Genomic DNA, 26,997 nt, shown 5'->3' with positions numbered 1-26,997 from the left:
CCACCAGCATCGTCCGGCAAACCGGCCATGACAGGTCGGTCGGAACGTGAGACAGCTCGCCACCTGGACGGGGCTGACGAGCTCGCCGCGAGAGCGCCGCTTCCGCCCGAGCCAACTCGCCTGAGAATGGCGCCCGCCCGACCTCGAACGCCATGAGGTGGTAGCGCATCGTGGCCCCTCCCGAGTTCGTCAGCGTCCTGGGAGTCACCGCTGATCCACGGTCGCGTGCCCACCGTGTCCCCGCCGGCCGGCACGGCAACTGCCCGGCGAAGGGGCCCAGTCCCGGTCCTCCCGGTGGCACAGCCCCCCGCGGGCCGAGCTACGGGCGTCGCGCGACGAAGACGAACTCCCTGCCCGGCCGGTCGGGAGCGTCGCGTACGTCCTCCACCACGTACCCCTGCGCGACCAGCTCCGTCTCGACCTCCCGCCGCTCACGGAAGCGCAAGGTGGAGTCCGACGTCATGACCTCCCCGTCGACGGCGAACACGTAGGTCCAGCGGAACGTCACCAACGGTTCGCGCACCTCGATCACCCGGACCCAGCTCTCGACAACGCCGACCTCCGGGATCTCCGTCACGCGGTGTGAGGCTTCGCGGTTCCACTGCTCCCACGCGCGGCCGGCCGGAACCCGGGTTTCGAACACCAGACGGCCGCCGGGCCGCAGTGCCTCGTACGCGCCACGCAGGGTCTCCCGCCATGCCTGCGGGTCGATGATCTCCTGGGCGACGTTCGCCGTCATGGTCGCCAGGTCGGCCCGCATCGGCGGAAGGGTCGTGGCATCGCCACAGATCCAGTGCACGTGCTCGCCGCCCGGCTTGGCCCGGGCCACGCCGATGGACGCCCGGGCGGGATCGACGCCCACGACTTCGATCCCGCGGTCAGCCAGCAGAAGCGCGAACACGCCTGTTCCGCAGCCGATGTCGAGCACGCGGCGAGCCGTGGATGCCCGAAACATTCGTCAGCCATACGGTCGAACGTATGGGCCGCCGAGCGTGCGCGCCTAGGCGTTTTGGCCGTACGGCAGCGGTGTCCGAGCATCCAGACGAGAGGTTTCGGCCTTACTCCTTCGTCTCGGCCCCGCCCTTGGCCGAGTGGCTCATGAACGCGGGGAACACGCCGAACAGCTCGCCGGCCGCCCGGCCCCGACGGCCCGTTCGGAGCGGGCCCGGGAGGCGGAACAGCCCACCGGGCCCGCTCCGAGGGCCGGTCACTTTCGCCAGAACAGGTGGTGCACCACGCCGCTCGGGCTGGGAACGACGTCGAGGTGGAAACGGTCGAGCAGCTCATCGGGGGACTCCCAGAGCCGCACCCCGGACCCGAACTCCACCGGCGAGACCGCCACGTGCAGGGTGTCGACGAGGTCGGCGTCCAGGAACTCCCGGATGGTGGTGGCCCCGCCGCCGAGCCGGACGTCCTTGCCCCCCGCCGCCTCCCGCGCCTGCTCCAGGACCGCGGCGGGGTCACCGTCGACGAAGTGGAACGTGGTGTCGGCGAGCGTGAACGAAGGACGCTCGTGGTGAGTCATGACGAACACCGGGGTGCGGAACGGGGGCTCGTCGCCCCACCAGCCCTGCCACTCGTGGTCGCTCCAGGGCCCGCGCTGGGGCCCGAACTTGTTGCGGCCCATGATTTCGGCGCCGATATTGCGGTCGTAGTCCCGCGTGAGGTAGTCGTCGAGGCCCCGGCTCCCCCCGGGATCGGTGCGCATGGGCCAGCTCGCCGTGGCGCCGGCCCAGGCGAACAGCCGTGCCGGGTCGATGCCGTGGCCGAAGGGATTTTCGAGGCTCTGGCCCTCACCGGCGCCGATCCCGTCACTCGAGACATTGAAATTCTGGACTCTCAGTAGCTGAGCCATGCGCTCCTCCTGCGATGCCGACAACGACAGTAGGACTCTCCGGGCCGCGCGAACTCATCGCCGCATCCGTGACCGGCCCGCATCCGTGACCGGCCCGCATCCGGGCCGCCCGGCGTCACAGACGGCGGGCGCCACCGGCAGGAACGTCATTTCTCGCCAACCTACAGGCGGACGTCCACCGCCGACCGGCCACCGAACCGGTGGGCCGCGCTCGCGCCGTTTCCCCGGCCCCCACGGCCCCACGGCCGGCGTTCGTACCCCGTCCCCCGTACTGGAAGCATTTATCGCAGCACTGTTATATTAGCGCTGTGACGTCTTCCGATCCCACCTCGCTGCCCGACCCCTGGCACTCCCTCCACGAGCTGCTCGCCGCCATGGACGCCGAGATCGAAAAGGTGTACGTCGAACGAGGCATGGAGGGAGTCCGGCCCCGGTTCGCGTATCCGCTGATCCGGCTCGCCCATACCGGGCCCCTGACCATCCGTGAGCTGGCGAAGTCCCTGGGCCGTTCGCACTCCGCGGTCAGCCAGACCGTCGCCGCCATGCGCAAGGAGGGTCTGGTCACCTCCGAGCCGGGGCCCGACGCCCGCACCCGGCGGATCGACCTGACCGAGCGCGGCCGGTCACTGGTGCCCTTCCTGGAGGCCGAGTGGCGTGCCACGCACGCGACGGTCGCCGAGCTGGACGGCGAGGTCCCGCACGCGATGACCGCCGTCGTGCAGGAGGTGCGTCGGGCGTTGGAAGCCCGCTCCATGCGACAGCGGATCCTCCACCACCTCGTCGAACCGCCCCGATGAGAGGACGCGTCCGGTTCCTCGACGTCCGTCCCCTCCGTGGGAGCCGGCCCTTCCGGGACCTGTGGGCCGGCACATCGGCTTCCCAACTCGGCGGGCAGATAGCCAACGTCGCGGTGCTGGCCCAGGTCTGGGACCTGACCGGCAGCCCGGTGGGCACAGGTGCCATCGGGCTGGCGACCGGCCTGCCGATGGTGCTGTTCGGCCTGCTCGGCGGCACGCTGGCCGACGCCGTGGACCGCCGTGCGCTGGTACGGATCACCACCGCCGGCCAACTGCTGACCGCCGTCGGGCTGTGCGCCCAAGCGCTGGCGGACAGCCGCAACGTGCTGCTGCTCCTTGCCCTGGTCGCCGCGGGTTCGGCCTGCGGTGCTCTCGGCGCCCCTGCGCGGCGCACCTTCCCGGTCCGGCTGCTGCCGGGGGACCAGGTCGCGGCCGGCCTCGCGCTGACCAACATCTCCTTCCAGGTGGCGATGCTGGCCGGGCCCGCGGTGGCCGGGCTGGTCATCGCCCGCTGGGACTTCGCCGCCGCTAACGCGACTCAGGCCGTGGCCCTGGCGGTAGCGATGCTCGCGGTGATCCGGCTCCCGTCCATGAAACCCGAGGGGAAGATCCGCGCGGCGGGCGGCCGGCGCCGGCCGGAGCGCGGCGGCTGGGCAGTCATCCTTCGCCGCCCGACGCTGTGGGGCTCGATGGCCACTGACCTGTCCGCGACGCTGCTCGCCATGCCGATCGCGCTCTTCCCTCTGGTCAACGAGACCCGCTTCGAGGGCGACCCGCGGAATCTGGGTCTGTTCTTCTCGGCTGTCGCGGTCGGGGGGATCACGGCCGGCCTGCTCTCCGGAACGGTGACGCGCCGGCGTCGTGCCGGCCTCGTGCAGTTGTGCGCAGCGGGCGTCTGGGGGCTGGCGCTGGCCTGCTTCGGCCTCGCCGGGCCGCTGTGGCTGGCGCTCTGCTGCCTGGCTGTGGCAGGCGCCGCCGACACCGTGTCGGTCGTCACCGGCAGCGCCCTGGTGCAAGGGGAGACTCCGGACGCGTACCGGGGGCGGGTCTCCTCGGTGGAGCACGTCATCGGCGTCGCGGGCCCCGAGCTCGGCAACTTCCGTGGTGGCCTGCTGGCTTCGGCCACCTCCGCCTCCTTCTCCCTGGTCGCCGGCGGGCTGTCCGCTGTCGTGGCGGTCGCCGCCGTGGCCGCGTCCAACACGGCCCTTCGCTCCTACCGCACGCCGTCCGCCGCAGTCGGGGCAGCCGCCCCCGGCGGCACCGGCGCGGCGGCGTCCGCCGACCGGGCTCACTGATCCGCCCCGGCCCCGCTCCCGGGCCGACGTGTTCGCGTACGGTCATCCACGCGTGGGCCGGTCCACCACCACCGGGGCCCTGCGCGGTCGGGCCCGGACCGGGCCGCCGGACGCGCGGCCCGGCCGGGACAGGGGCGGCGGAGAGGGACCGGCGATGTCCGCGGCGGAGAGCCGGCCGGACGGTGCCCGTCGACCCGCGAGGCGGACGGGATCGCCACGGCCGAGCCGTGACGGCCTTCCGGCTTGGGCCCTGCTCTGGGCCCGTGGGCCCGTGACGGACCACCGCGCCACCCCTACGGTCTATGCGGGTAGATCCTCGGATCCGCCCATCGCCCCCCCCACACACAGCCCCCCATGTGCTCGACCCGTCCCACGTGCTGACCTGTCCCACCACGTGCTCACCCGCTATCGAGGGAGACATGATGTGCCGATCCTGTGCGACCACCGCCGCGCCGACGGAGACACCGGCGACCACTGAGGGCCCGAACGGCGGTCTGTCCCGGCGGGGGCTGCTGGCCGGACTGGGCCTGGGCGTACTCGCCGTGAACCTGTCCGCCGGAGCCTCCACGGCGGCGGCCACCACGGCCCCGTCACTCGCAGCCGATGCCGCAGCGGCGGCAGCAGCCAAGAACGGGGCGTGGGCCGATCCCGCCCTGGGCCGCTTCCCCGCCGGGGGCCACTACGGCGCGCCCAGAGGCGGCGCGTCCCACGCCGGGCAGGATGTCAGCAACTCCACGGGGACCGCCGTCTACGCCGCGGCCGCGGGCACCGTCGTACGCCGGTCGTGGGGAGGGGGGCTGCCGGGCCGGACCGGTAACGCCCTGGTGATCTCGCACGGCAACGGCCAGTACACCTATTACGGGCACCTCAACGCCTACCGGGTCGGGCTCAATGCCAGGGTGTCGGCCGGGCAGCGCATCGCCGACATGGGGGCCACCGGCAATGTGACCGGCCCGCACCTGCACTTCGAGACCCACTCGGGACGCCTCGGCGCCACGGTGAACCCGGTCGCCTTTCTGGCCGCCCGGGGTGTGGACCTGTCCGGCGGCTGGTCGAGAATCGACCCGGGCGCGAGCGGCGCCACGGTCGTCGTGATCCAGCATCTGATGAACCGGCGCGGCTACGGGCTGGTCGTCGACGGCCGGTACGGTTCCGTATCGGTCGAGGCGGTCAAGCGGTTCCAGCGCTCCAAGGGGCTGGTGGCCGACGGCCAGGTCGGCCCGGCCACCTGGCCGGTGCTCGTGTACACGCTGCGGCAGGGCGCCAGCGGGTCCCACGTCCGGGCCCTGCAGACCGCGCTGAACAAGCGCAGTGCCCGACTGGCGGTCGACGGCGGGTTCGGTTCCGTCACCACGAGCGCCGTACGCGCCTACCAGAGCGTCAACCGCCTGGTGGTCGACGGCGAGGCTGGCCCGGTGACCTGGCGGGCGCTCACCGGCTGACCGCCGCCGAACGCGGGACGCCCGTCGCCTGGGTGGCACGGTGCCGGGGTGGCGTACCGCCGGCCCGGTGCCTGTTCGTGGACGACCGGCAGGAGAACGCCGCCGGCGACCTCGGCATGAGGGGCGTCCTCTACCGCGAACCCGGGGACCTCCGTGAGGCGTTGGGGCCGTGCGCGGAAGAAGCGGCGGAGAGGGGCGGGACGGCGGAGGGGGCGGAAGGGGCGGAGCACCGCGCCCGGGGGCACTGAGCCCGGCGGAACGGGAACCGGACGTACTGAACGGGAACCTGACGTACTGTCCGGCGGCCCGGTCAATCCCGGAGCCGTGGTCCGTCACGGCTCCGGCGTCGACTCCCGTCACGCAGGCCGCGGTTGCGCTGCGTTCGGTTGTCTCTTCGGGGTCCGTGACCACGCGCACTTCCGCCCCGTGGCCCCCTGCCCGGGTCTGCCCGCCGACGTCTCGGCCGCGCATCAGCGGGGGCCTCTTCCGGATCGTCCCGCCGACCGGATGACGATGCAGGCGGCGGCGAGGCCGGCGCCCGGAGGCCCGGGCCGTGCGGGGCGCACACGCCTTGCCGGTCGGCTGCCCGCCGGTGCGGTCCTGGCCGGCCGGTCGTCCGGGGCGTCGCCGCGGCACACCGGCCACGCCCCTCAGCCGCGCGGCATCGGCTCCAGGCCCGTCCGCAGCTGGACGAACGCCTGCTCGGCCGCCCGGACCGCGCCCGCGTGGACCCGGTCCGCGCTCTCCCCGGCGTCGATCCGCCGCCAGTTCTCCAGGGCCAGGATGCGCAGGACGGCGATGATCTGCCCGGCCGCGAGCCGTTCGGGCAACCCCCCGCCGAGGGCACGGGCGAGCGCGGCCTCGGAGCGTCCCTGGTAGGCGTGCATGCGGGCGACCAGCGACGGCGTTCCGTACAACAGGCGGTGGAACGCCAGCACTTCGGGCACGTCGCAGAGGCCGGTCACCGGGTCGTGCCGGTCGAGGCCGTCGAGGAGGTGGCGGCGCAGGGCGTCCAGCGGGTCCTCGCCCGAGGGCCGCGCGGCGACCACCCGGGCGGACTCGTCCTCGTGGTCGGCGAACCGGTGCAGCACCAGGTCCTCCTTGGCGGGGAAGTACCGGAACAGTGTGGGCTTGGAGATGTCCGCCGCCGCTGCCACCTCCGCCACGGACACCTTGTCGAAGCCTCGCTCCAGGAACATGGCGATGGCGACGTCCGACACCACCTGGTAGGTCAGCCGCTTCTTGCGCTCCCGCAGCCCGGCCGGCGCCGGGGGACGCTCCGGCGCCAGGCCGGGGACCCGCACACCGGCCCCGGCCCCGGCCTTCTCTCCGTTCATGACCATGAAGCGTACGCCCCCCGGGCTCAGGCCGGCCTGACGTCTTCGGCCGCGACGCGGGAGCGGTCCGCCGCCCTGCGGATCCGCGCCTCCACCCCGTCCAGCAGCACCCCCAGGCCGAAGGTGAACTCGTAGTCCGCCTCGTCCGGCTCGGCCATCACCCCGGACTCCAGCTGCCGGGCGATCCCCGGGTGGCGCTCGGGGTCGACGAGCCGCCTGAGGGTGCGTTCGTAGGAGGCCATCAGCTCCTCGGGCGTCACTCCGCGCGCGGTGACGGCGGCCGCCAGGTCGCTCATCATCAGCGCCTCGCTGCGGACGAAGTTGGAGACCAGCAGGATCACCGAGGTCTTGTCGCCCTCGCCCAGGCCGCTGTCCCCCAGCGCCTGGAGCCCCTGCTCCCACCAGGCGACGGAGTTGGGGCTCGCGGGCGGGCCGCCGATGGGGATCCGGAGCGCCCAGAGGTTGGCGTGGTACCGGTCGCGCTGCGCGGACGCCCATTCCGCGAGCGCCGCCCGCCAGCCCGTACCGGCCTTCAGGGCGGCCAGGGGCTCCGGCGGCCCGACGGCGGCCTCGTGCATCAGGACGTACAGCTCGTCCTTGGCGGAGACGTACCGGTAGAGGGACATGGTGGACGCGCCCAGCTCCTGGGCGACCCGCCCCATCGACACGGCCGCGAGCCCGTCGGACGCCGCGACGCCCACCGCCGCGGCCACGATGCGATCCAGGCTCAGGCCGGGCCTGGGCCCCTTGGCCGGGCGGTCCCGCAGTCCCCAGGCCGCCTCCAGACTGGCCGGCAGGTCGCCGCCGCCCGAGCCGCTCTTGTCCGTCACCGCATCCCCTTCGCCCGGCGTTCCGTCGCGCCGCCGCCGTGCCCCGCACCGGTGCGCCTTGACCCCATCCTAGAGATGCGTAATGCTTACGCAATAACGCGTATAGCATACACAGAAGAGAGAGCGCCCATGACCGACCCCACCGGAATCACCGGAATCACCGGCGACGGCAGCGCCCGCGCCCACGAGGCGTACGACCGCACCATCGAGGCGTACGGCCTCACCAAGTCCTACGGAAAGCCCGCCGTCCGGGTTCTCGACGGCATCGACCTCCAGGTGGCACGCGGCACCGTCTTCGCCCTGCTCGGGCCGAACGGGGCCGGCAAGACCACCACCGTGCGCATCCTCGCGACGCTGACCGAGGCCGACTCCGGCACCGCCCGCGTCGCGGGGTACGACGTCGTCGCCGAGCGGAGCGCGGTGCGCCGGTCGATCAGCCTCACCGGCCAGTTCGCCTCCGTCGACGAGACCCAGACCGGCGAGGAGAACTTGCGGATGACGGCCCGGCTCACCGGCCTCTCCCGTACCGCCGCCCGACGCCGCGCCGGGGAGCTGCTGGAGCGCTTCGACCTCACCGCCGCGGCCCGCCGCCCCGTCCGGACGTACTCCGGCGGCATGCGGCGCCGGCTCGACCTGGCCGCCGGGCTCGTCGGCTCACCGGAGCCCGGGGTGTTCTTCCTGGACGAGCCGACCACCGGCCTCGACCCACGCAGCCGCCAGGAGCTGTGGGAGGTCGTCCGCGGGCTGGCCGCACGCGGGGCGACGGTCCTGCTCACCACCCAGTACCTGGAGGAGGCCGACCGCCTCGCCGGCCGGATCGCCCTGCTGAACCGGGGCCGGATCGCCGCCGAGGGCACCGCCGCCGACCTCAAGTCCCGCGTCGGCGGACACCGCCTCGACCTGGTCCTCACGAGCAAGGCCGCGTACCTGGAACTCGCCGGCCGGGCCGTCCACCACTCCCCCGGGACCCTGACGCTCGGTCTGCCCACCGACGGCTCGGCGGCCCAGGTGCGCGCCCTGCTCGACGAGATCGACCCGACCGGCCGGGAGATCGAGCGCTTCAGCCTGCACAGCGCGACCCTCGACGACGTCTTCCTGCACCTGACCTCGACCGCGACGCCGAGCACGCCCACGACCCCCGACGCGACCCCGAGCACGCCCACGCCCCCGGAGGCATCCGCCCATGTCTGACACCGCCGTCCAGCCGAGGAGCACGCCCCGCCGCCCGGCCGGACCCGCGCCGGCTCCCGGCCGGGGCCCCGGACCGCTCACCCACACCGCCGTCATGGCCGCACGCGCCCTGCGCGTCAGCAGCCGCGACACCGACGCGCTGATCACGTCCCTGGCCCTGCCGGTCATGCTGATGCTGATCTTCGTCTACTTCTTCGGCGGCGCGATCGACACGGGGCCGGACCACGGCTCGTACGTCATGTACGTCGTTCCGGGCGTCCTGCTCCTGTCCGCCGGGTTCGGCGCCGCGACCACCGCCACCGCCGTCAGCGAGGACATGAAGGGCGGCGTCATCGACCGCTTCCGCTCCCTGGACGTGGGCGGTACGCCGGTGCTCGCCGGACATGTGGCGGCCAGCACCGTCCGCAACCTCTGCGCCACGACCCTCGTCTTCGGCGTCGCCCTGCTGATCGGCTTCCGCCCCGCCGCCACCTGGAGCGGCTGGCTCCTGGTGGCCGTCGTGCTGGTCGCCTACATCGTCGCCCTGTCCTGGATCTCGGCGGCGATCGGCCTGCTGGCCCGGACCCCCGAGGCGGCGAGCGGCTTCACGTTCTTCATGTCGTTCCTGCCCTACCCGAGCAGCGCGTTCGTCCCGACCGGATCGATGCCGGACTGGCTGCACGGCTTCGCCGACCACCAGCCGATCACCCCGGCGATCGAGTCCCTGCGCGGGCTGCTGCTCGGCCAGGAGGTGGGCAGCGCCCCCTGGATCGCGCTCGCCTGGGCCGCGGGGCTGCTCGCGGTGGCGGTAGCCGCCTCGGGGGCCCTGTTCCGGGTCCGGACGCGCTGACGGACCCGGCCGGACAGCGCCCCGCCCTCAGAACACGTCCGGGCTCCACGGCCGCCGGCCCGTGCGGAACAGCGCGTCCGCCGTCGCCGCCGCGCCCGCCCGCACCTCCTCGGCCCGGCCCAGGTCCACCAGCCGCCGCACGGACTCGTCACCCAGATACAGCGTGGACAGCTCCCCCGTCCCCAGCGCCAGATCGGCGCTCCGGGTGGTCGGGGTGCAGCGCGCGCCGTCGGCCGAGGCGTCCAGCAGGAAGCGGCCCCCGGCCAGCCCCGCGTCGTCCCGGACGTCCAGGACGAGCGACGCCTCGGTGCCGTAGGTCCGGGCCTCCAGGGCGCGCGGCACGTCCAGCATCCGCAGCCACAGCCAGTCCATGTTCGTGACCATCCGGGCCGCCCGCGGGTCGGGGAGCAGCAGCGGGAGCAGGTCGTCGGGGGCGCGGCGGCCCGAGCGCACCGTGGTGATCCAGTCGATCGAGCAGAGGTAGTGCCACAGGGCCCGCTCGGCGGCCGGGTTCAGCGCGATCATGTCCCGCACGGTGGCGGTGTTCAGCGGCTGCCCGGCGTCGCCCCACGAGTCGTCCGTGTCATACACCATCAGGCCGTCGACCGTCCCGTCGTCGGCGCGGTGCACCACGTAGAAGGGCTCCGTCCACTTCTCGTGGTCCATCTGGGGTGCGGCCCCCGTGCGCTGCCGCCACCAGCGCTCGCCGCGGGTGACGACGCCGGGCTGCCGGGCCGCCAGCGCTCCGTGCACCTCGGGGCCGACCTTGCGGACGTCGGCGCCGTCCACCATCTCGACGCGCCCGCCGCCCGCCGGCTGCCCGGAGCGGCGCGGGTCGAATCCCGCCCGGCGCACGGCGACCTCCCACCCCGCCGTCCAGGCGACGGGGCCGAAGCCGTACCGCCCGTAGATCGGGTATTCGGCGGCGATCAGCGAGGCGACCGGCTCGCCGCGCTCCTTGGCCGCCGCCAGGTCCGTCGCCATCATCCGGCTGAGCAGGCCGCGGCGGCGGTGCGTGGGCGTCACCGTCACCCCGCTGATCGCGTCGGCCCGCACGGTGGCCCCGCCGACCACGGTCAGCTCCTGGGCGAACGAGCGGAACGTCGCCACGCAGCGTCCGGCCTCGAAGGCACCCTGCACCCGGGAGAGGTCGGCGTCCGCGAGCCGGTCGGCGACGACGTCCTCGCCCGGTGTGCCGGCGGTGAGGAAACCGGTGCCCACCGCCCTCATCCAGTCGGTGGTCTCGGACGCGGTGACGGTGCGCACATCAAGGCTCATCCCCCCACGCTAGGCACCCGCCCCTCAGAATGTCGCCCGAATTTCCCCGACCTCCGCCGCCCCTCCCAGCAGCGGGGCGCGGCCGATCCGGGCGACCACCGGGGCGTCCACGCCCAGCAGTTCCAGGGCGCGGGCCAGCACCGGGCCGAGCGCCCGGACCGACCCGTCGTCGATCTTGAAGGCGAGGGCCCGGCCATCGGCCAGGGCCACCGCCTGGACCGCCTCGGCGCCCATCTTGGAGAGCGTCCCCGGCACCTCGCGCATCAGCCAGGTGTCCGGCCGCCGGGTGCCCGCGACGTACTCCGGGTGGGCGCGCATCGCGTCCGCCACCCGCCGCTCGGCGCTCCCGGGCTCCGCCAGCACGAAGGAGCGGAAGGCGCGGGCCAGTCCGGTCAGGCCGATCGCCATCAGCGGGGCACCGCAGCCGTCCGTGCCGAGCGCCGCGACGGGCTCGCCCGCCGCCTCGGCGACGACCTGGCCCACCAGCCGCTGGAGCGGGTGGCCGGGGTCGAGGTAGGTCGCGGTGTCCCAGCCGTTGCGGGCGCAGACGGCGAGCATGGCCGCGTGCTTGCCCGAGCAGTTCATCGTGATCCGCTCGCGTACGTTCCCGCTCGCGAGGTAGGTCTCCGCCTCCACCGGGTCCAGCGGCAGGTCGGGCGGGGTCCGCAGGTCGGAGGCGCTCAGCCCGTGCTCGGCGAGCATCTGCCGCACGAGACCGAGGTGGAAGGGCTCCCCCGAATGGCTCGCCGCGGCCAGCGCCAGCCGTTCGCCCGACAGGTCGAGGCCGGCCCGCAGGATCGCGGCGGCCTGCATCGGCTTGTTGGAGGACCGGGGGAAGACCGGTGCCGCCGGATCGCCGATCGCCCGCTCCACACTGCCGTCGGCGGCCAGCAGGACCAGCGACCCCCGGTGGTGCCCCTCCGTGAACCCGGAGCGCACGACCTCGGCCAGGACGGGCGGGGCGGGGACGGGGGCGGAGGATATGGCGGACGGGGCGTCGTTGGACGTCATGGGGGCCTTCCGGGGACGGGGTGCGGGACCCGCGCCCGGAAGGGTCGCTTCAGGCGAGCAGGTCGTCTACTTGTGCTTCACCGTCACGGTACCTGCGGGCGATCTCCGCTCCGCAATCGTCGGCGGTGCGCTGGAGTTCGTGACGGCGGCGGGACACCTGCTGCTCGTAGCGGACGAGCCGCCCCATCGCCGTGTGCAGTTCCTCGTCCGTCCGGGCGACCAGATCGGACAGCTCGACCTCGGCGAGGGTCTCGGCGGCGAGCTGCCGGAACTCGTCGCCGCGCGGCGTCGTCAGCGTGACGTGCCGGGCGGAGGAGCGGTGCCGGGACGGGGTGTCGGCCAGGATCTCCGAGAGCCGGCTCACCACCGCCGCGTCCGCGACCGCCGCGCCCGCCACCGGCGCCGCCGGACCGCGGCGGCGCGCCAGTTCGGCGCGCAGGATGTCGATCCGGCCCTGCACCAGCCGGCGTACGTAGCCGATATCGGCCTCGTCCCGCTGGGCGTCCCGGCGCAGCGCCCGCAGTTCCGGCAGCCGCAGCCCGCCGAGGCCCGCGTCGCCGCCGGCCTGCTCGGGCACGGTGGCGGGTGTGGGCGTCGCGGGCGTCAGCACGGGGCCCTGCCCCGGCAGACCGCGCTGTACGGGTGACCGCAGGGTGCTGGTGCGGTGACGTGTGCCCGGTACGACACCGGGAGATTGTCCGGCTCCATATGTACTCATGCTGTTCCGTCCCCTCGACCGGTGCGTCGGCACACCGACATCGTGCATCGTGCCACCCCGCACGGTGCCGATGCAGGTGCTCTGTACCCGTTCAGCCCAAGATAGGTTGGTCTGTATGCGTGCAGTGGTGCAGAGAGTGGACGGCGCGAGCGTCTCCGTCGCCGGGGCGACGGACGACCCCTCGGCCCCCGGAATCGTCGGGGAGATCGTCGGCGAGGGCCTGTGTGTGCTGGTCGGGGTCACCCATGACGACACTCCGGAGAAGGCGGCGCAGCTGGCCCGCAAGCTCTGGTCGGTGCGCATCCTGGAGGGCGAGAAGTCCTGTTCGGATGTAAATGCCCCCCTCCTGGTGATTTCGCAGTTCACTCTCTACGGGGACGCCCGCAAGGGTCGCCGGCCGACCTGGAACGCCGCCGCGCCCGGCGAGGTCGCCGAGCCGCTGGTGGACGAGGTCGTGGCCGGACTGCGGGCGCTCGGCGCGCACGTGGAGACGGGCCGGTTCGGAGCGGACATGCGGGTCTCGCTCACGAACCACGGCCCGTTCACGGTGATCATCGAGGTGTAGCCGTACGCGGCCGGGAGGGGCCCGTACGCCGCGCGGGCGCGTCCACCGGCGCGCGGCGGGCGCGCCCGGTACGCCGGGGCCTACGGCTCGACGACCGTCTCCTGGGCCGCCGCCGTGTCCCCGGCGATCAGCTCCGCGTCGACGGCCACGTTCCGCTTGACCAGGGCCAGCGCGATCGGGCCCAGCTCGTGGTGGCGGGCCGAGGTGGTGATGAAGCCGAGCTGGCGGCCCTCCTCGCCGTCGGCGGCCAGCCGCACCGGCGTGCCGTGCCCGGGCAGGTGCACCTCGCTGCCGTCCAGGTGCAGGAAGACGAGCCGGCGCGGCGGCTTCCCCAGGTTGTGGACGCGGGCCACGGTCTCCTGGCCCCGGTAGCAGCCCTTCTGGAGGTGGACGGCGCTGCCGATCCAGCCCAGCTCGTGCGGGATGGTGCGGTGGTCGGTCTCGAAGCCGACGCGCGGCCGGTGCCCCTCGACGCGCAGCGCCTCGTACGCCAGGATCCCGGCGGCCGGCCCGTGGCCGGCGGCGTACGCCTCCAGGTCCGCGCGCGGCAGGAACAGGTCGCGGCCCTGCGGGGTCTCCCGTACGGCCACCCCGTCCGGGACCTGGGCGATGGAGCCGGCCGGGAGGTGGACCACGGCGGTGTCCCCGGTGCGGTCGGCGACCTCGACCCGGTAGAAGAACTTCATCGACTCCAGGTAGGCGATCAGGTCGCCCTGGGTGTCGGGTTCGACGTGCATCCACACCGTGGCGCCGTCGTCCACCAGGTACATCGCGTGCTCGATGTGCCCGTTGGCGGACAGGATGAGCGCCTCGGTCGCCTGGTGCGGGGCGAGGTCGCTGACGTGCTGGGTGAGCAGCAGGTGCAGCCAGGCCAGCCGGTCGTCGCCGGTGACGGCGACGACACCGCGGTGGGAGAGGTCGACGAAGCCGTTGCCGTCGGCGAGGGCGCGTTGCTCGCGGAACAGGTCGCCGTAGTGCGCCGCGACACCTTCGTCGCGGCCTTCGGCAGGAACGGCGCCGGGCAGGGACAGCAGGGGGCTCTTCATGCGCCCAGCCTACGACTTGGCGGCCGCGCCCTTCGCCGGTGTGTTCGCACCCGTGCCGGCGGACCCGTCGGCGGTCCGGCCCGGGGCCCCGCCGGCCGCCGCATCCGCCGCCCCGTCCGCCGCCGCCCCCGCGGCCGTGCAGCCCGCGCAGCGGCCGAAGATCGCGAAGTGCTTCATGTCCGTCTCGAAGCCGAAGCCGGCGCGCAGCTTCTCGGTGAAATCGGCGACGACGGAGAGATCCGCCTCGATGACGTCCGAGCAGTCCCGGCAGACCAGGTGGATGTGGTGGTGCCGGTCGGCCAGGTGGTACGTCGGGGCGCCGTGGCCCAGGTGGGCGTGGCTGACCAGCCCGAGCTCCTCCAGGAGCTCCAGGGTCCGGTACACCGTGGAGATGTTCACGCCGGACGCGGTCCTGCGCACCTCGCACAGGATGTCGTCCGGGGTCGCGTGCTCCAGGGCGTCGACGGCCTCCAGGACGAGTTGGCGCTGAGGCGTCAGCCGGTAACCGCGCTGCCGAAGATCGGTCTTCCAGTCGGTGCTCACCACACGCCCAGTGTAGGGCGGGGCGAGCACCGGGCAGGAGGAACGGTTCCGGGTGGTCTGCCTACTTGAAGAACGCGATGCCGTTGTCGGGCATGTCCGGGAGGTTCCGCGCCATCTCGGCGACCTCCTCGGGCGTGACGACCTTCTTCAGGTGCGCCGACATGTACGGACGCAGCTCGACCTCGGGGGTGGCCTTCTCGCCGACCCACATGAGGTCGCTCTTGACGTACCCGTAGAGGCGCTTGCCGCCGCTGTACGGGCCGGAGGCCGCGGTGCGGGCCACCGCGTCGGTGACCAGGTCGATCTGCGGCTTCTGGTCGGCCAGCTCGCCGTACCAGATCTCGATGACGCCCTGGTCGCGGGCCATGACGACCTCGACCTTGCGGTCCTTGTCGATGCGCCAGTAGCCGGTCTCCGTCTCCAGCGGCCGGACCTGGTTGCCCTCTTCGTCCAGGACCCAGGTGCGGGAGACGTACTCCAGGAAGTCACGGCCGTCGTGGCTGAAGGTGACTTCCTGGCCGAAGTTGCACTTCTCGGCGCCGGGGAAGTCGGAAACGCCGGCACCCGCCCAGTTGCCCAGGAGGAAGGCCAGCGGGACGAGGTCCGGGTGGAGGTCGGACGGGATCTCGATCATGAGCGGCTCAGACGATCTGTGAGGGAGGGGCGGAACGATCGGGTACCGGTCCGCTGCGGGGCCGGGTGCGGGCCGGGGGCGACGAGGGTCAGCGCTGGCCCTGGTACAGCTTCTTCACGGTGATCGCGGCGAAGGCGGTGACGCCCACGCAGACCAGGATCAGCAGGGCGGAGAAGAATACCTCAAGCACAGGGGGCTCCTTGTGACGAGCGGGCGGCAGTGACGGGACCGGGCCCCCAGCCTAATGGGTGGGGGCCCGGTCCTCTCGTCCAGGTGCCGGGCGCGGGGCGCGGGCCCGGGGCTCAGGCGAGCAGCTGGTTCTGCAGGATCAGCGTCTGCTGGAAGGGGACGCGGGCCGTCTCCCGCTTCCCGGCGCGCTCGTGCACGACCAGGGCGATCGTGTCTCCCGCCAGGGTGTACGCCTGCCGGACGTGCTCGGCCCCGAAGGGCGCCTGCTCGGTGAAGACGAACGACGAGAGGTTCTCGATGTCGTTGGCCGAGCCCCAGCCGTCGTCGAGCTCCGTGGTGTCCGTGCGGTCCAGCGGCGTACCGGCCGAAGCGCCCACGTTCAGGTCGTCGAGCATCCGGCTCGCGAACGCGGTCGAATGGAACCGCACCAGGTAGATCCGGGACGTCGTGCCGTCCGGCATGGTCCAGCCGCGGGCCGCGATGTGACGCGGAGCGGCGTCCTCCAAGAGCTGGGACACCGACTTCCGGTTCTGCGGCCGGTAGGCGTCGAGATACGTCTCCGTGGAGATCCAGCCGCCGGTCAGCTTCTTGTCCGGCACCGCTCCGGCGGGGGCCGGCAACAGCAGGTCGCGCAGGTCGGCGTGGTGGATCTCGGCCGGGTTGTCGGCCCCGAACGGCCGGGGCGAACCCGCCGGGAGCGCGGGCAGGGACAGCTCCGGGTAGTCCCAGCGGCCGTCGCCCTCGGTGGCGAGCCCGGGGACGTCGGTCCGCTCCAGGGAGGCGATCCCGAAGGCCGTGCCGGTGCCGAGCACCCCGAACGCCAGCGCGGCGGCCGTCCACCGCGCTACGGCGCGCAGGACCCGCCTGGGCGGCTTCGGCGGCGCGTCGGCCGCACCGGGCGGCACGGACGGGACCGCGGGCGGGAACTCCGGCGGGGCCCCGGGCAGGACCTCGGGCGTGGCGGGCGTGGCGGGCGTGGCGGGCGTGGCGGGCGTGGCGGGCGTCTCGGGGTTCACCGTCTGCTCGCTCATATGTACTCCCCCGGGGACACGATGTGGTCGAGCTGGTCCTTCACCAGGTCCCCGACGTCGGACGGGCTGAACGGCTTGGTTCCGCTCGCGTTCACGGCGACCGAGGTCTCTCCGTCGTACGCGACGCAGATGACGCCGTCGAGGGCGTCCTTGCCGCCCTTGGGCAGCCGGTAGCAGGAGACCTTCTTGTGGCCGTCGACCGTCGGCCCCTTGCGGAACGCGTCGATGCCGTCCAGCAGCTTCTTGCGGGTCAGATAGGTCTCGCGGACCGCTCGCTTGTCCCGCATCTTCACGATCTGGACGTTCACGACGAGGTCATGGGCGTCCGAGGCGTACGAGCGCTGCGCGATGCCCCGGACCCGGAGCTTCTCGACGGACTTGTTCAGCGCGCGGCGGTCCTTCCCGGCCAGGCCGCGCCCCATCTCCTTCATCGCGGCGGTGGCCTCGGCGCCGCTCGTCTCGCTGTCGTTGCCGAGTTGGCCGATGTCCGGGCCGAGCCGGTAGCCATCGGGCACCGGGAGCAGGAGCTTGGTCAGCTCGCTGTCGTGGCGGCCCCGGGACGGCTCGTCCGCCGGATCCTTGCCCGCGGGGGCGTGGTCCTCGTCCCAGACGGTCGTCGTGACCGTCCGGTCGGCGGTGTCCACGGTGTTCTTCGTGTACGCGGCCGTGCCGCCCACCGCCCCGAGCACCAGGATGACGGGCAGCGCGGTCAGCACCACCCGACGCCCTCGGCCGGGTGCGGGCGGGGACACGGGCGCGGCGTCGGGCTCAGGCGCGGGCGCGTCGGGCGCGGGCGCGGCGTCGGTCTCGGCCGGCCCGGTCGCGTCGGCGGGGCCGGTCGCGTCGGCGGGACCCGTCGGCTCGGTCGTGTCGGCAGGACCGGTCGACCCGGTCACGTCGGCGGGACCGGTCGGCTCGGTCACGGGGCGCGTCTCGTCGTCGTTCACAGCCGCTCCAGCTGTCGCTCGGCCAGCGTCCGGATGTCCTTCTTGCTGATCGGGACGGTGTCGTGGATGTTGATGTCGAGCACGATGTCACCGCGCACGGCCAGGGCCCTGGCGTGGTAGGCGGGCAGATACCCGGCCTTCCGCTCGACCTCGTACAGGAAATAGCGGCCTTCGCGGCTTCCCTTGATCGGATCGCCCGGGTTGCCCGCGCCCTCCTCCTCGCCCGGCATGTACGACATCTGGTCGTCGAAGTGGGCGGACGCGCCGAGTACGACGCCCGACCGGAACTGGAGCAGATGGACGTACGTCTCGCGGTGCTGCCCCTGCTGCCAGGTGACCGCCGCGACCCGCCGCAGCCCGAACCCGGCCAGCGACTCGAACATGTAGTTCGGGTCCTCGTAGTAGCCCTCGGCGTAGTCGCCGATCGGCTCCCAGCCGTCTTCGAGGCCCAGTTTGCCGGTGAGCGTCTTCTTCGCGCCCTTGGGCCGGTCGACGAGCAGCTTGCGCAGGTCGCCGTCCGTCCTGACCTGCCGGTCCTGGGCCGCGGGCAGCGGAGCCGGAGCCCGGTCGGCGGCCAGCGGCTTCGCCGGGTAGCCGAGGCCGGGCTGCGACAGGGCGGCCAGCGGCGTCGGCGCCCGCTCCGCCTGGATGCCGTAGCCGGCGGCGGCCCCGCCCGAGATCCCGAGCAGCGCCGCCGCCGTGATGATCAGCGTCGTACGGCCACGCGGCCGGCGGCGTACGGACGCACCGGCCGTGGCGGGCGGCCCGGTCGGCGGCGCCGGCACGGGGGCGGGCGCCGCCGGCATGGGCACGGACCCCTCCGGCGCGGCGGGAATGGTGTCGTTCTGTTCCAAAAGGGGTCCCCCCAAGAGACCTGAAGCGCGGGTTCCATTACCTGCGCGCCCTAGTGACCCCCAGGTCAGCACGGAGGTTGCGCCCTGGACGATTACAGTTCGGCATATGCCGAAGAAGCTTGTGATCAAGGTGACCGCCGGGCCCGAGGCCGCCGAGCGCTGCTCGCAAGCCTTCACCGTGGCGGCCGTGGGCGTCGCCAGTGGTGTGGAGGTCTCGCTGTGGCTGACCGGGGAGTCCTCGTGGTTCGCGCTGCCGGGCCGGGCCGCGGAGTTCGAACTGCCGCACGCCGCCCCGCTGCCCGACCTGCTGGACTCGGTCCTGGCGGGCGGCCGGATCACCCTGTGCACCCAGTGCGCGGCCCGGCGCGACATCACCGAGAAGGACGTGCTGGCAGGCGTGCGCATCGCGGGGGCACAGGTCTTCGTGCAGGAGGCCATGGCGGACGGCGCACAGGCGCTCGTCTACTGACCCGGCCGGACGGGCCGCTTCAGTAGCGCTTCTTGCCGTCCAGTTCGTCCCACCACGCGTCGGACTGCGGGTCGCCGGAGGGGTCGTCCCACCAACGGTCCTCCGGACCCCGGCGGTTGGCGACGATCGCGGCGACGGGCGGGATCACCATGGCGACCACGCACATGCCGACGGCGACCGGCATGGACCACAGGCGCACCACGGCCCAGGCGGACACGAAGAGGGTGACGCATCCGCCCATCATGATGAGGTAATTCCGCCTGCGCCGGGCGTACATGCTTCCAGCGTAGGACGGGTCCGCGCCGCCCGCCCACCCCGGCGGGAGCCCCGGACGGCGCGAAGGGCCGCACCCCGCTCAGGTGGCGTCCAACCCCCTGGGGTGCGGCCCTCCGGCCGTTCTGCGGGCCGGATGCACCGGCCGTTCCGCGAGCCGCCGGAACGGCCTGCGGTTCCGCGGGCCGGACGGACCGGCCCTCCGTGCATCCCGGGAAGGGCCGGACGGACCGGCCTCCGTGGACCCCGTGAAGGATCAGACGGCGATGGCGACCTCGGAGAGCCCGCCGGTCTGCGCGACGACCGTGCGGTCGGCGCTGCCGCCCGGAACCAGGGCGCGGAGCGTCCAGGTGCCCTCGGCCGCGTAGAACCGGAACTGCCCGGTCGCCGAGGTCGGGACCTCGGCGGTGAACTCGCCGGTCGAGTCCAGCAGCCGCACGTAACCGGTGACGGGCTCGCCGTCGCGGGTCACGCTGCCCTGGATGGTGGTCTCACCGGGCTTGATCGTCGAAGCGTCGGGGCCACCGGCCTGTGCTCCACACATGGTTGTGTCCTTCTGGTCGAAGTGGTGCTGGTCGGTCGGGTTACTTGGCGGGGCCGAGCTCGATCGGCACGCCGACGAGGGAGCCGTACTCGGTCCAGGAGCCGTCGTAGTTCTTGACGTTCTCCTGGCCGAGCAGCTCGTGGAGCACGAACCAGGTGAGCGCGGAACGCTCACCGATGCGGCAGTAGGCGATGGTGTCCTTCGACAGGTCGACCTGCTCGGCCTCGTAGAGGGCCTTGAGCTCGTCGTCCGACTTGAAGGTGCCGTCGTCGTTGGCGTTCTTCGACCACGGGATGTTGCGGGCGCTCGGCACGTGGCCGGGGCGCTGCGACTGCTCCTGCGGGAGGTGGGCCGGGGCGAGCAGCTTGCCGCTGAACTCGTCGGGCGAGCGGACGTCGACCAGGTTCTGGCTGCCGATGGCCTTGACGACGTCGTCGCGGTAGGCGCGGATCGACTCGTCCTGCGGCTTGGCCGTGTACCGGGTGGCCGGGCGCGTCGGGACGACGTCGGTCAGGTCGCGGGAGTCGAGCTCCCACTTCTTGCGGCCGCCGTCGAGGAGCTTGACGTTCTCGTGGCCGTACAGCTTGAAGTACCAGTAGGCGTAGGAGGCGAACCAGTTGTTGTTGCCGCCGTAGAGGACGACCAGCGTGTCGTTGCCGATGCCCTTCTCGCCGAGCAGCTTCTCGAAGCCGGCCTGGTCGACGAAGTCCCGGCGGACCGGGTCCTGGAGGTCCTTGGTCCAGTCGATCCGGATGGCGTTCTTGATGTGGTTCTTCTCGTACGCCGAGGTGTCCTCGTCCACCTCGACGATGGCCACCTGCGGGTCGTCGATGTGGGCCTCGACCCAGTCTGCGTCTACCAGGACGTCACTGCGGCTCATGTTGTTCTCCTCCGGGGCAGTCTGCGGCGGGGTGGTGCGAGATGCGGAGTTGCTGGTGCGGCTGTACGCGCGGAGGCACGGAACGGGGCGCGTACGGGCACGGGGCCGGCCCTGACGACGGTCGAAGGGCCGGGGGAGGACGGGGGCGGTGCGGACGCCCCGCTCAGAAGGTGCGACAGAGCATGGCGGCGACGCGGCACAGGTCTACTGCCCGCCGCTTCGTGAGGTCCGCCTGTCGCTTCATGGGTCCGATCGTAGGGAGGTACGGGCGGAGATGTCACCGCCGTGTCGAATGATGAGACGCGATCATCCGCGATGTGGGACGGAGGGAGGGGGCACGCACTCCGGGGCCTTCGCAGCGCTCCTCCGGGACCGTCCCGCATCTGCGGACCGGACTCGGGTGTCTCACTATCCGGATCAGCCCGTCGGCAGCGGTGCCGGACGGGCCGGCCCGTGAGCGGCGGGGCAGCCCCCGGCCGTTCGCGGCGGTCCGTGGCGGTTCACGGCGGACGGCGGCCCGCCACGGCCCGCGGCGGTCCGGTCAGCCCGTGAGGGAGACGTCCGCGCCGGTCACCGAGATCTCCAGGCCCTTCTCGGTCACCTTGACCTGCCGGAGTTCCAGGCCCTGGGGCAGTCCGTCGATCTCGCCCTGGAAGTCGGTCTTCTTCCGGACCAGCTCCTCGACGCCCGGGATGCCCTCGCCCGGCACCTCGTCCGCGCGCACCTTGATCGTGTGGCCGTCGACGCGGGTCACGGTGGACAGCACGCTGCGCGAGATCGGGCGGCCGAGGACGTCGACCGTGCCGGTGACCTTCGCCTTGCCCTTGCCGCCGTACTCCACGACGACACCGTCGCTGGCCGCCGCCGTCAGGTCCGCGTAGCTGACGAGCGCGGTGCCGGTGGCGCGGGCTGCCGTGGCGCTCCGGTAGCCCGACCCGAGCTTCACGTCGTGCAGCTCGGCCCGGACCTCGCTGACCCGGATCGCGCGGCCTGCGGCGCTGGTCTCCATACCGGTGAGGCTGACGTCGACCCGGTCGAGCCGCGAACCGGCGAGCTGGGTGAGGAAGGGGAAACCCTTGATCGAGATCTCCGTCGTGGCGGGACCGCCACCGCTGATCGTGACCCGGTCCTCCGCCTCGGACTCGGCGAACCAGACGGCCGCGCGGTCGACGGCGAGGAAGAGGCCGCCGAGCACCACGACCAGGACCAGCAGTATTCGCAGTGCGCGCATGTGTCGTTTCCCCACCCTGAGCCGATCGGTCCCCCGGCGCCCGGGAGCCTGCTGCCGCAGGAGTGGACGCCCCCTTGATGACCGACGACCGGCGGCCCCCGATCGGTTCCCGGGGAGCGCCGGCCGGGGCCGTGCGAAGGTCAGAGGATGGCGCGGCCGACCAGGTAGACGGCCGGGGCCGCCACGGTCAGGGGCAGCGCCACCCCGGCGGTCATGTGCACGAAGCGGGACGGGTAGTCGTAGCTCGCCACCCGCAGCCCGATGAGCGCACACGCTCCCGCCGCGAGGCCGAGCAGCACGCCTTTCGCGCCGAAGTCGGTCAGATTGCCGGTCGTGAGGCCCGCGCCCGCGCCCGCGAGCAGGGCCACCGCGAGGGAAGCCGCGCCGGGCAGCGGGAGGGCGCGGACGAGGGTGGCCGCCGCGACGGCCACTCCGCCGACCGTCACCGCGTCCGGGACCGCCGCGAGGTGTCCGCCGGCGAGCACCGCCAGGGACGCCGAGACGACGGTGGCCATCAGGCCGTACATCCGTTCGTCGGCCCCCGCGTGGCTGCGGAGCTGGAGCACCACCGTCAGCAGCACCCAGACGCCCAGGGTGCCCAGCAGCGCGGCCGGACCGTGCTCCCGGCCCGCCGCGAGCAGGACGACGTCGGCGACCAGCCCGCCGGCGAAGGCGAGCGCGATGCCCTGACGGGCGGGCCACATGCCGTTGAGCCGGAACCAGCCGGCGGCCGTGACCGCCTGGAGGAGCACCACCGGGACGAGCAGGGCGTACGGCCCGATCGCCGCACCCCCCGCGAGCAGCAGACCGAGTACGGCGGTGAGCGCCGCGGGCTGCATCCCCGGCGCGATGACCGGCGAGCGGCCTTCCGCACGGGCCCGCTGAGCGTCGGTGATGCGGGCGTTGCCCAGCGTCGTGGGCGCGCTGTAGCCCGTGTCCCCGGGCCCCGGCCGCGCGGCCACGGGCTCGGGAGCGGAGGCGGACACGTCCGGTGCGACGGAGGCGAGGGGGGCCTCGGGCGGCAGCGGGAGGGAGCCGGACGCGCCCTGCGGCGGCGACTGCGCGGACCCGGCCGCCGAGGCCCCGTACGACAGCTGGTGCGGATACGACGGCCGGCCCTGGAGCTGGGGCTCCCGGTACTGCCCGGGCTCCTCGTACGGCTGCGACTGGCGCTGGGGCCCCTGGAACTCCCGCGGCGCCTGGTGCTGCGGGGGCTCCTGGTACCGCTGGGGCTCCTGGAACTCCTGCGGCCCCTGGTACGACTGCGACTGGAGCTGGGGCTCCTGCAACTCATGCGGCCCCTGGTACGGCTGCGACTGGAGCTGGGGTTCCTGGTACGGCTGGTGCTGCCCGTACGGAGAGTGCGGCTGCGGCGTCCCGGACGGGGCGGGCTGCCGCTGCCCGTACGGGTCCGGCTGCGGCGTCCCGTACGGGTCCGGCTGCCGCGGCCGCCCCGGGTGGCCGTGCGCCTGCCCGGGCGCCTGGCTTCGCCCCTGCGCCTGTGCCGGGTACGGGTCCCCGCCGGGCCGGATCGCCGGCTGGTACTGCGTGTCCCAGGTCGGCGCCTGCCACGTCTGCGTCGCGCCCTGGTCGGAGTCGGCCGGCTCCTGGGACGCGGACGACTGCCCGGCCGTCCCGTCGGGCCAGTGCGGCGACGCCGGGGGCTGCCGCTCGGGGTCGTACGGATACGGGTACTGCTGATCGCTGCTCATGGCCTGCGGTTCACCCTCCTGCGAACGGCGGGAGCACCTCGACCGTGCCGCCCTCGGCAAGGCGTACGGTCTCATGCCCGCGGGCCCCGACGGGGTCGCCGTCGATGAGGAACGAGCATCGCCGGAGCACCTGGGTCAGCTCCCCGGGGTGCCGTCTCCGCGCCGCGTCGAGTGCCTCGGCGAGGGTCGCCGCCGCGTACGGTTCCTCCGCGGTGCCCGCGGCGGCCTTGGCCGCAGCCCAGTAGCGGATCGTCCCCGCTGCCATGGCGCCACTCCTTCGGTCGGTTCGTCGGACGCCTCGTGCGTCAGCTCTCCATGATGGGTCACGCGGGCGGCGGCGCCGTCGCCCAGTCGGCGATGCGGGCCAGGAGCCCGTCGTCCGCCGCGTTCTCCGCGTGGCCCATTCCCCGCTCCAGCCACAGCTCCGCGCCGCCGGGCCCGGCCGCCTCCGCGAGCATCCTCGGGTGGTCCAGCGGGAAGTACGGGTCCCGGTCGCCGTGCACGAGGAGCAGCGGGGCCGGGGCGATGAGCGGAACCGAGGCGACGGGAGAGAGCGGGACGGGGTCCCAGTCCTCCGTGGCGATGCGGGTCCGGAATCCGTGGCGCCCGACGAACCGGCCCGAGGGGCGGGTGACCACCCAGTGCAGCCGGCGCATCGGGGCCGTCCCCCGGTAGTACCAGCGGGCGGGGGCGCTGACGGAGACCACCGCGTCCGAATGCGCCCCTGTGCGCTGCGTGCGCCCCTCGCGCTCCGGCACGCGAACGGCCGAAGCCCGTGCCATCGGTTCCGCCGCGTACAGAGCGCCGTGCCGGAGCACGACGGAGCCGCCCATCGAGAAGCCGACGGTCACGACCCGGGTGTGCCCGAGCTCCCGCGCCCAGGCCACCGCCGCGGCCAGGTCCAGCACCTCGCGGTCGCCCACCGTGGAGCGTCCGCCGGACCGCCCGTGGCCCCGGAACGAGAACGTGATCACGGCCGCACGCTGGGCGAACGCCCGCGCGGCGCGACGTACGGCCGGGCGGTCGGCCGAGCCCGTGAACCCGTGCGCGACGACGATCGCGGGGGTCGCCGCCGGGCCTTGGGGCAGGTGGTCACCCGGCGCCCCGGAACCCGCCGTACACGGTTCGTACACCGCCTCGACCGGGACGCCGTCATCGGTCAGCAAGGTGGCGCGGCGGGCGGGGGGAGTGAGCAAGGGAACAGAAGAACCCGGGAATCGGCCCTCGGACACGGAACTCATGTGGGCTATTCTGCTGCGAAGAGGATCCGGGCAAAGCAGCCCCCGGGTCCTTTTGTGCTTTACCGGCGTTGTTTCGGCGACGTTTCCACAAGCTCAGTGGTCCCGGGGCGCGGGACCGCACCGCACCACCTGTTCGACGAACGCCGCGGCGTGATCGCGGCGCCCTCGCCGTACAGCCGTACGAAGCAGTGCCGCATACTCCCCCGGGTCCGACCCGGGAGTGCCCCTCTCGCAGGGAACGAGGAGGACCGACGTAATGGGCGAGCGAACCGTGCAACACGATCGACCGAACCAGGCAGGTGGGCGGCGATGAGTTCACTGCTGCTTCTGACGAACGCACTCCAGCCGTCGACGGAGGTGCTCCCCGCCCTCGGGCTCCTGCTCCACAGCGTGCGGGTGGCCCCCGCCGCCGGCCCGGCCCTCGTGGACACCCCGGGCGCCGACGTGATCCTCGTCGACGGGCGCCGGGACCTTCCGCAGGTCCGTTCGCTCTGTCAGCTGCTGCGGTCCACGGGGCCGGGCTGTCCGCTGATACTGGTCGTGACCGAGGGCGGCCTCGCCGCCGTCACCGCCGACTGGGGCGTCGACGACGTCCTGCTGGACACGGCGGGACCGGCCGAGGTCGAGGCCCGGCTGCGGCTGGCGACCGGCCGCCGGCAGATCACCTCCGACGACTCCCCGATGGAGATCCGCAACGGCGACCTCTCCGTGGACGAGGCGACGTACAGCGCGAAACTCAAGGGCCGGGTGCTGGACCTGACCTTCAAGGAGTTCGAACTGCTGAAGTACCTCGCCCAGCATCCGGGCCGGGTGTTCACCCGCGCCCAGCTCCTCCAGGAGGTCTGGGGCTACGACTACTTCGGCGGGACGCGGACGGTCGACGTCCACGTACGGCGCCTGCGCGCCAAGCTCGGCCCCGAGCACGAGTCTCTGATCGGCACCGTGCGCAACGTCGGCTACCGCTTCGTCACCCCGGAGAAGGTCGAGCGCGCGGCCGAGGAGGCGAAGGACCGGGCCGCCGCGCAGCGGCAGCGGCAACCCCGGCGGGAGGAAACGGAAGCCGTCGCCCGTTCGGAGCAGTCGCCGGCCGCCGGGCTGCCGGAAGAAGCCCCGGTGGAGACTGCCAAGAGGTAGGTCCATCCGCGTAGACTGCGGCGCGTGGCCAAGGTGACGCGGGACGATGTGGCGAGACTGGCGGGGACGTCGACCGCGGTCGTCAGCTACGTCATCAACAACGGACCCCGGCCGGTCGCCCCGGCCACGCGCGAGCGGGTGCTCGCCGCGATCAAGGAGCTGGGCTACCGGCCCGACCGGGTCGCCCAGGCCATGGCGTCGCGGCGCACGGACCTCATAGGCATGATCGTGCCGGACGCCCGGCAGCCGTTCTTCGCGGAGATGGCCCACGCGGTCGAACAGGCCGCCGCCGAGCGCGGGAAGATGGTGCTCGTCGGCAACTCCGACTACCGCGACGAGCGCGAGGTCCACTATCTGCGGGCCTTCCTCGGCATGCGCGTCTCCGGTCTGATCCTGGTCAGCCAGGGCCCCAGCGAACGCGCCGCCGCCGAGATCGAGGCATGGGACGCCCGGGTCGTCCTGCTGCACGAGCGCCCCGAGGCCATCGACGACGTCGCCGTCGTCACCGACGACGTGGGCGGCGCCCAGCTCGCCACCCGGCACCTGCTGGAACACGGCAACGCGTACGTGGCCTGCCTCGGCGGCACCGACGAGACCCCGTCGGTCGGCGACCCGGTCGCCGACCACATCGAGGGCTGGCGCCGGGCCATGCACGAGTCGGGGCGCTCCACGGAGGGCCGGCTCTTCCAGGCCCCGTACAACCGCTACGACGCCTATCAGGTCGCCCTCGGGCTGCTGGCGGGCCCAAACCGGCCCCCGGCGATCTTCTGCGCCACGGACGACCAGGCGTTCGGCGTGCTGCGGGCCGCCCGTGAGCTGCGCATCGACGTGCCGGGCGAGCTGGCGGTGGCGGGCTTCGACGACGTCAAGGAAGCCGGTCTCACCGATCCGCCGCTGACCACGGTCCACTCCGACCGCCCGGCGATGGCGCGGGCCGCGGTGGACCTGGTGCTGGACGACGCGCTCCGGGTCTCCGGATCGCGCCGGGAGCGGCTGAAGCAGTTCCCCTCCGCCCTGGTGGTCCGGCGCTCCTGCGGCTGCGGGGAACCGAACCCGTCGGCGTGACCGTCGGCACGCGCGCGGCGGCGTGACCGTCGGAGTCTCCCGCGCCGTGAAGCCTT

The 26,997-nt window shown here is 73.3% G+C and carries 30 protein-coding genes and 1 pseudogene; 10 read left to right on the top strand and 21 right to left on the bottom strand.

The window, feature by feature from the left end; all coding sequences use genetic code 11:
- Positions 1-319: 319 nt before the first annotated feature.
- Positions 320-937, bottom strand: a pseudogene (locus ACIQMU_RS27175) (class I SAM-dependent methyltransferase); the annotation flags it as partial.
- A gap of 270 nt (positions 938-1,207) precedes the next feature.
- On the bottom strand, positions 1,208-1,855 hold the full coding sequence (locus tag ACIQMU_RS27170; RefSeq protein WP_352243553.1) for a dihydrofolate reductase family protein: 648 nt from the start codon (positions 1,853-1,855) through the stop codon (positions 1,208-1,210).
- A 308-nt stretch (positions 1,856-2,163) separates the two neighbouring features.
- On the opposite strand from ACIQMU_RS27170, the gene ACIQMU_RS27165 reads away from it, so the two are divergent.
- From ACIQMU_RS27165 to ACIQMU_RS27150, 4 genes are all read left to right on the top strand, one after another.
- Positions 2,164-2,652: a MarR family transcriptional regulator gene (locus tag ACIQMU_RS27165; RefSeq protein ID WP_352243552.1), complete on the top strand. Its 489-nt coding sequence runs from the start codon at positions 2,164-2,166 to the stop codon at positions 2,650-2,652.
- Positions 2,649-3,947: an MFS transporter gene (locus ACIQMU_RS27160; protein ID WP_402689899.1), complete on the top strand. Its 1,299-nt coding sequence runs from the start codon at positions 2,649-2,651 to the stop codon at positions 3,945-3,947. Before ACIQMU_RS27165 ends, ACIQMU_RS27160 begins: the two co-directional genes overlap by 4 nt.
- 422 nt (positions 3,948-4,369) lie before the next feature.
- Positions 4,370-5,389 carry a peptidoglycan-binding protein gene (locus tag ACIQMU_RS27155; RefSeq protein ID WP_402689920.1) on the top strand — a complete coding sequence of 340 codons (1,020 nt, stop codon included), beginning with the start codon at positions 4,370-4,372 and terminating at the stop codon, positions 5,387-5,389.
- A gap of 77 nt (positions 5,390-5,466) precedes the next feature.
- Complete coding sequence (locus tag ACIQMU_RS27150; protein WP_402689898.1) at positions 5,467-5,637, top strand: hypothetical protein; 171 nt, start codon at positions 5,467-5,469, stop codon at positions 5,635-5,637.
- Between the two features lie 402 nt (positions 5,638-6,039).
- Here ACIQMU_RS27150 and ACIQMU_RS27145 read toward each other — a convergent pair whose 3' ends face one another.
- Together ACIQMU_RS27145 and ACIQMU_RS27140 are read right to left on the bottom strand one after the other, a co-directional pair.
- A complete protein-coding gene (locus ACIQMU_RS27145) occupies positions 6,040-6,732 on the bottom strand; it encodes a TetR family transcriptional regulator (RefSeq protein WP_352243549.1) in 693 nt (230 codons plus the stop codon).
- Between the two features lie 20 nt (positions 6,733-6,752).
- Positions 6,753-7,556 carry a TetR/AcrR family transcriptional regulator C-terminal domain-containing protein gene (locus ACIQMU_RS27140; protein ID WP_352243548.1) on the bottom strand — a complete coding sequence of 268 codons (804 nt, stop codon included), beginning with the start codon at positions 7,554-7,556 and terminating at the stop codon, positions 6,753-6,755.
- 129 nt (positions 7,557-7,685) lie between these two features.
- On the opposite strand from ACIQMU_RS27140, the gene ACIQMU_RS27135 reads away from it, so the two are divergent.
- Positions 7,686-8,747, top strand: coding sequence for an ATP-binding cassette domain-containing protein (locus ACIQMU_RS27135; protein ID WP_352243547.1), 1,062 nt, complete (start codon positions 7,686-7,688; stop codon positions 8,745-8,747).
- Entirely contained in the window at positions 8,740-9,576 is an 837-nt protein-coding gene (locus ACIQMU_RS27130; RefSeq protein WP_352243546.1) for an ABC transporter permease, read from the top strand. Before ACIQMU_RS27135 ends, ACIQMU_RS27130 begins: the two co-directional genes overlap by 8 nt.
- Before the next feature lie 27 nt (positions 9,577-9,603).
- Here the strand turns inward: ACIQMU_RS27130 and ACIQMU_RS27125 are convergent, their stop codons facing one another.
- From ACIQMU_RS27125 to ACIQMU_RS27115, 3 genes are read right to left on the bottom strand one after another with little or no spacing between them, the layout of a single operon-like run.
- The gene (locus ACIQMU_RS27125) at positions 9,604-10,854 is read right to left on the bottom strand and encodes a GNAT family N-acetyltransferase (protein WP_402689897.1); all 1,251 of its coding nucleotides are present in this window, start codon (positions 10,852-10,854) and stop codon (positions 9,604-9,606) included.
- Positions 10,855-10,878: 24 nt separating this feature from the next.
- The gene (locus ACIQMU_RS27120) at positions 10,879-11,865 is read right to left on the bottom strand and encodes an asparaginase (protein ID WP_352243544.1); all 987 of its coding nucleotides are present in this window, start codon (positions 11,863-11,865) and stop codon (positions 10,879-10,881) included.
- A gap of 49 nt (positions 11,866-11,914) precedes the next feature.
- A complete protein-coding gene (locus tag ACIQMU_RS27115) occupies positions 11,915-12,583 on the bottom strand; it encodes an ABC transporter substrate-binding protein (protein WP_352243543.1) in 669 nt (222 codons plus the stop codon).
- A gap of 115 nt (positions 12,584-12,698) precedes the next feature.
- Here ACIQMU_RS27115 and dtd point away from each other — a divergent pair, with 115 nt between their 5' ends.
- Positions 12,699-13,148: a D-aminoacyl-tRNA deacylase gene (gene dtd / locus ACIQMU_RS27110; protein WP_352243542.1), complete on the top strand. Its 450-nt coding sequence runs from the start codon at positions 12,699-12,701 to the stop codon at positions 13,146-13,148.
- An 80-nt stretch (positions 13,149-13,228) separates the two neighbouring features.
- Here dtd and ACIQMU_RS27105 read toward each other — a convergent pair whose 3' ends face one another.
- The 6 genes from ACIQMU_RS27105 to ACIQMU_RS27080 all read right to left on the bottom strand — a co-directional run bounded on the left by ACIQMU_RS27105 (position 13,229) and on the right by ACIQMU_RS27080 (position 18,392).
- Positions 13,229-14,194 carry a YgfZ/GcvT domain-containing protein gene (locus tag ACIQMU_RS27105; RefSeq protein WP_402689896.1) on the bottom strand — a complete coding sequence of 322 codons (966 nt, stop codon included), beginning with the start codon at positions 14,192-14,194 and terminating at the stop codon, positions 13,229-13,231.
- Positions 14,195-14,203: 9 nt separating this feature from the next.
- Positions 14,204-14,740: a Fur family transcriptional regulator gene (locus ACIQMU_RS27100; RefSeq protein ID WP_402689895.1), complete on the bottom strand. Its 537-nt coding sequence runs from the start codon at positions 14,738-14,740 to the stop codon at positions 14,204-14,206.
- 58 nt (positions 14,741-14,798) lie between these two features.
- Positions 14,799-15,371: an FABP family protein gene (locus ACIQMU_RS27095; protein ID WP_352243539.1), complete on the bottom strand. Its 573-nt coding sequence runs from the start codon at positions 15,369-15,371 to the stop codon at positions 14,799-14,801.
- A 302-nt stretch (positions 15,372-15,673) separates the two neighbouring features.
- A complete protein-coding gene (locus ACIQMU_RS27090) occupies positions 15,674-16,591 on the bottom strand; it encodes a hypothetical protein (RefSeq protein ID WP_352243538.1) in 918 nt (305 codons plus the stop codon).
- On the bottom strand, positions 16,588-17,538 hold the full coding sequence (locus ACIQMU_RS27085) for a hypothetical protein (RefSeq protein ID WP_402689894.1): 951 nt from the start codon (positions 17,536-17,538) through the stop codon (positions 16,588-16,590). The genes ACIQMU_RS27090 and ACIQMU_RS27085 overlap by 4 nt, the downstream gene beginning before the upstream one ends.
- A complete protein-coding gene (locus tag ACIQMU_RS27080; RefSeq protein ID WP_352243537.1) occupies positions 17,535-18,392 on the bottom strand; it encodes a hypothetical protein in 858 nt (285 codons plus the stop codon). The genes ACIQMU_RS27085 and ACIQMU_RS27080 overlap by 4 nt, the downstream gene beginning before the upstream one ends.
- Before the next feature lie 106 nt (positions 18,393-18,498).
- On the opposite strand from ACIQMU_RS27080, the gene ACIQMU_RS27075 reads away from it, so the two are divergent.
- A complete protein-coding gene (locus ACIQMU_RS27075; protein WP_352243536.1) occupies positions 18,499-18,861 on the top strand; it encodes a DsrE family protein in 363 nt (120 codons plus the stop codon).
- Between the two features lie 19 nt (positions 18,862-18,880).
- Here ACIQMU_RS27075 and ACIQMU_RS27070 read toward each other — a convergent pair whose 3' ends face one another.
- The 8 genes from ACIQMU_RS27070 to ACIQMU_RS27035 all read right to left on the bottom strand — a co-directional run bounded on the left by ACIQMU_RS27070 (position 18,881) and on the right by ACIQMU_RS27035 (position 24,742).
- On the bottom strand, positions 18,881-19,138 hold the full coding sequence (locus ACIQMU_RS27070; protein WP_402689893.1) for a DUF3099 domain-containing protein: 258 nt from the start codon (positions 19,136-19,138) through the stop codon (positions 18,881-18,883).
- Positions 19,139-19,390: 252 nt separating this feature from the next.
- On the bottom strand, positions 19,391-19,678 hold the full coding sequence (locus tag ACIQMU_RS27065) for a DUF1416 domain-containing protein (RefSeq protein WP_003968135.1): 288 nt from the start codon (positions 19,676-19,678) through the stop codon (positions 19,391-19,393).
- Positions 19,679-19,718: 40 nt separating this feature from the next.
- Positions 19,719-20,558: a sulfurtransferase gene (locus ACIQMU_RS27060; protein WP_352243534.1), complete on the bottom strand. Its 840-nt coding sequence runs from the start codon at positions 20,556-20,558 to the stop codon at positions 19,719-19,721.
- A gap of 163 nt (positions 20,559-20,721) precedes the next feature.
- Positions 20,722-20,802: a putative leader peptide gene (locus ACIQMU_RS27055; RefSeq protein ID WP_350310325.1), complete on the bottom strand. Its 81-nt coding sequence runs from the start codon at positions 20,800-20,802 to the stop codon at positions 20,722-20,724.
- 297 nt (positions 20,803-21,099) lie between these two features.
- Entirely contained in the window at positions 21,100-21,789 is a 690-nt protein-coding gene (locus ACIQMU_RS27050) for a DUF2993 domain-containing protein (protein WP_352243533.1), read from the bottom strand.
- Positions 21,790-21,929: 140 nt separating this feature from the next.
- Positions 21,930-23,501 (bottom strand): hypothetical protein, encoded by a 1,572-nt coding sequence (locus ACIQMU_RS27045; RefSeq protein ID WP_352243532.1) that lies wholly within the window; start codon positions 23,499-23,501, stop codon positions 21,930-21,932.
- A 10-nt stretch (positions 23,502-23,511) separates the two neighbouring features.
- Positions 23,512-23,766: a MoaD/ThiS family protein gene (locus tag ACIQMU_RS27040; protein ID WP_352243531.1), complete on the bottom strand. Its 255-nt coding sequence runs from the start codon at positions 23,764-23,766 to the stop codon at positions 23,512-23,514.
- Positions 23,767-23,824: 58 nt separating this feature from the next.
- Complete coding sequence (locus tag ACIQMU_RS27035; RefSeq protein WP_402689892.1) at positions 23,825-24,742, bottom strand: alpha/beta hydrolase; 918 nt, start codon at positions 24,740-24,742, stop codon at positions 23,825-23,827.
- A gap of 309 nt (positions 24,743-25,051) precedes the next feature.
- Here ACIQMU_RS27035 and ACIQMU_RS27030 point away from each other — a divergent pair, with 309 nt between their 5' ends.
- Both ACIQMU_RS27030 and ACIQMU_RS27025 read left to right on the top strand, forming a co-directional pair.
- Positions 25,052-25,876, top strand: a complete 825-nt coding sequence (locus tag ACIQMU_RS27030; protein ID WP_352243529.1) for a winged helix-turn-helix domain-containing protein — start codon at positions 25,052-25,054, stop codon at positions 25,874-25,876.
- 24 nt (positions 25,877-25,900) lie between these two features.
- A complete protein-coding gene (locus ACIQMU_RS27025) occupies positions 25,901-26,941 on the top strand; it encodes a LacI family DNA-binding transcriptional regulator (RefSeq protein ID WP_352243528.1) in 1,041 nt (346 codons plus the stop codon).
- Positions 26,942-26,997: the final 56 nt, after the last annotated feature.

Origin of the sequence: Streptomyces sp. NPDC091649, assembly GCF_044756785.1 — a bacterium.
Classification (GTDB): domain Bacteria; phylum Actinomycetota; class Actinomycetes; order Streptomycetales; family Streptomycetaceae; genus Streptomyces.
Note: the sequence above shows the minus strand (reverse complement) of the source record. Positions and strands in the feature narration are given on the sequence as shown.